This is a genomic window from Paraburkholderia sp. (genome assembly GCF_026225065.1).
Classification (GTDB): Bacteria; Pseudomonadota; Gammaproteobacteria; order Burkholderiales; family Burkholderiaceae; genus Paraburkholderia.
This window is the reverse complement of sequence record NZ_JAMFSB010000395.1, coordinates 1-2,535: the sequence shown is the minus strand read 5'-3', so window position 1 is coordinate 2,535 and position 2,535 is coordinate 1. Positions and strand designations below refer to the sequence as shown.

5 protein-coding genes are annotated in these 2,535 nt (G+C 62.9%); all 5 read right to left on the bottom strand.

Going from position 1 to position 2,535, the window contains the following annotated elements:
• A partial coding sequence (locus tag M0954_RS27560; protein WP_367279540.1) for a DUF3443 family protein occupies positions 1–509 on the bottom strand: 509 nt, incomplete at its 3' end.
• Positions 510–570: 61 nt separating this feature from the next.
• Positions 571–972, bottom strand: coding sequence for a DUF3443 family protein (locus M0954_RS27555; protein ID WP_297356657.1), 402 nt, complete (start codon positions 970–972; stop codon positions 571–573).
• Between the two features lie 28 nt (positions 973–1,000).
• Positions 1,001–1,492 carry a DUF2844 domain-containing protein gene (locus tag M0954_RS27550; RefSeq protein ID WP_297356655.1) on the bottom strand — a complete coding sequence of 164 codons (492 nt, stop codon included), beginning with the start codon at positions 1,490–1,492 and terminating at the stop codon, positions 1,001–1,003.
• A 216-nt stretch (positions 1,493–1,708) separates the two neighbouring features.
• A complete protein-coding gene (locus tag M0954_RS27545; protein ID WP_074265535.1) occupies positions 1,709–2,032 on the bottom strand; it encodes a rhodanese-like domain-containing protein in 324 nt (107 codons plus the stop codon).
• A 13-nt stretch (positions 2,033–2,045) separates the two neighbouring features.
• Positions 2,046–2,535: protein-L-isoaspartate O-methyltransferase (locus M0954_RS27540; RefSeq protein ID WP_297356653.1), on the bottom strand; the 490-nt coding region annotated here is incomplete at its 5' end.

Sequence of the window (2,535 nt, the reverse complement as noted above, 5' to 3'; positions counted from 1 at the left end):
GCGCTGTTGATGATCGCGCGGCCTTGATACTGGGTCGTAAAAAAGCCGTTGCCATCCACTTGCAAGATGTTCGCGTTGGTTGGCAACGCATTGTTCGACTGCGTGCCGACGCCGAATATCAGTTGTCCCGTCACGCTGACCTGTCCTCCCGCGGGCAATGCGGGCAGACGGATGACGGTGCCGTTGTTATTGGTAGCAAAACCCGCGACCGGGTTCATGACCTGCTTGGCGAGGGGCACGCGCGTGCCGGTACACGAGTTCGTAGTCGGGCAATAGTAGTAACCCGCCGGGATCACCGATTTTGCCGCAAGCGAGCTGTCGCGCACGGAATGGCCGATGCCCACGATGCCGTTGAAGGCACGGGTGCCGTTGGCGCCGAGGAGCGAACCGAGGTCTGGGCCGCCACGGGAGACGCAGTGGTCGGGCGTGGTATATCCGCCGTCGCCGATTATCTGGATCGGGATGTTGCTCGCCTTCTTGCTGCCCAAGGTGACGTCGGCGCGCTTGATGGGCCCCCATGTGAAACCGGAAGCGAATAGCGCACATTGAACGATCGGCGCCGATCCGACTTTATCGTCGGTCGCACGCGACTTGCGTCAGCAACTGCGCTGCCAGCGCGGGGCTCAGTGCGCTGCTGGCAACCCGCACGCCGACCGAGCCGGTGTCGACCAGCATATTCTTCACCGTCACGCACTGGCTGTTGTTGGAGGCGCCGGCCGGGCACAGTGTGACCGTTACGGACGGTTGGTTGACGCTGCCCATCGAGGGATCGACGACGATCGGCACCGAGTTGCTCGCGTCGACGGGCGGGGACGGGGATGGGGGCGTGGGCGTAACCGGCCAGCTTGCTGAGGATGGCCAGTTGATGCCGCTATTCGTGGTGCCGGTTCCGGAGCCCCCACCGCCGCATGCGGAGAGGACTACGCTGACGCCCAGTAGCGCGATGCCGAGGGTATGGCTGAAGGTCTTCATTTTGATGGTGTTCCGGGAAGGCGGCGCATTACTGCAGGTTGTTTGCGCGGAGATCGGCAGGCATGAGGCGAGGAAGGTAGGCTGTGCCGAAGAAATGTCCTGGTCGGCCCGCCGACTCGATCTGAAGCTCGCCGTTGTGTTGGATCAGCGCGCCTGTACCGCGCAGGCGTTCTTCGCCTGCGGAGACGAAGTTAGGGAAGTAGCTGCCAAGCAGGGCATTCATGTCGGGTCGCACCGGGCCTTGCCAGGTGACTGCGAAGACGACGTTGTTGGGCAGCACATACTCGCGCACGGCGATGCCGTCGGCGTCGTGCGATTCGTACACCGAATACGCAGCGGTGGAGTAGATCGGCGTAGATGTCGAAGCGGATGAAGCGGACGCAGTGGACGATGCCGCTTGCTGGGTGGCGCGCAGCGACATGGGAGCGGATGACCCTGCAGCGGGGGCGCCCCCGAGCACGGCGTGGGAGGTGAGCGGCAACAGCGTCGCTGCCGCCAGCGCGATCTTTGCGAATCTCATTAGACTGCTCCGGAAATTAGGTCGGAGCATGTTGCCTTCAACGAGCACGCCGGGCCGGCGGAAACATTCCTAATGTGGAACGTGAAATATCGCTACGGGCCAGCGACTCGTGAAATGGACGAAAAAAAGCCACCGCATGGGTGGCTCACAGATACGATGGCTTCGTACCTTCCTGCTGCGTGGGCTCATGACAATGTCAGCGAACCCACCTTCGAATCAATACGTCGGCACCGCCGGATCAACCTGGCGGGACCACGCGTCAATCCCGCCTTGCAGATTGAACACGTTTTTATGCCCGCGCGATTCGAGGAACATCGCGACCTGCGCGCTACGTGCGCCGTGGTGGCACACACAGACGATCTGCGCGTCGTCGTCGAGTTCTTCGCTGCGCGCCGGAATCTCGCGCATGGGGATCGACACGGCACCGGCGATCGACGCCGTCTGGATTTCCCACGGCTCGCGCACGTCGAGCAGCACGGGCGCGGGGCGTGATTGATCGGCAAGCCATTCGGCCAGAGCGGGAGCGGTCAGGTTTTGCATCAGCAGACGGTCCTTAGAACTTGAAGCGCGGCGGCTGCACGGCGTTGATCAGCGGCTCGATATACGTCTCGAACACATCGGCGATGCGATATTGCTTTTCGTCGATGCGCGTGATGATCTGTGCCTTCATGACCGGTGCGGTGCCGACGAACACAGCCAGACGGCCGTTAATCTTCAGATGCTCGAGGATCTCCTGCGGCAGGACCGGCAGGCCGCCCGATACGCAGATCACATCGTACGGCGCCGCTGCTGGCCAGCCGCGCGACGCGTCGCCGGTCGCGACTTCCGCATTCAGGACACCGTTGGCAGCCAGATTGGCCTTGGCCAGTTCAGCGATTTCCGGTTCGATATCCACCGTCAGCACATGCTGCGCGCGGTGCGCGAGCAGCGCTGCCATATAACCCGACCCAGCGCCGATTTCCAGCACGCTTTCGTGCTTCTTCACAGCCAGTTCCTGCCGCACGCTCGCTTCGACGCGCGGGGCCAGCATGTGCTGGCCGGCT

What these genes read in the sequence shown, in the direction of transcription:
- M0954_RS27555 (WP_297356657.1), bottom strand. Translation starts at nt 972, where the DNA reads ATGAAGACCTTCAGCCATACCCTCGGCATCGCGCTACTGGGCGTCAGC.
- M0954_RS27545 (WP_074265535.1), bottom strand. Translation starts at nt 2,032, where the DNA reads ATGCAAAACCTGACCGCTCCCGCTCTGGCCGAATGGCTTGCCGATCAA.
- M0954_RS27550 (WP_297356655.1), bottom strand. Translation starts at nt 1,492, where the DNA reads ATGAGATTCGCAAAGATCGCGCTGGCGGCAGCGACGCTGTTGCCGCTC.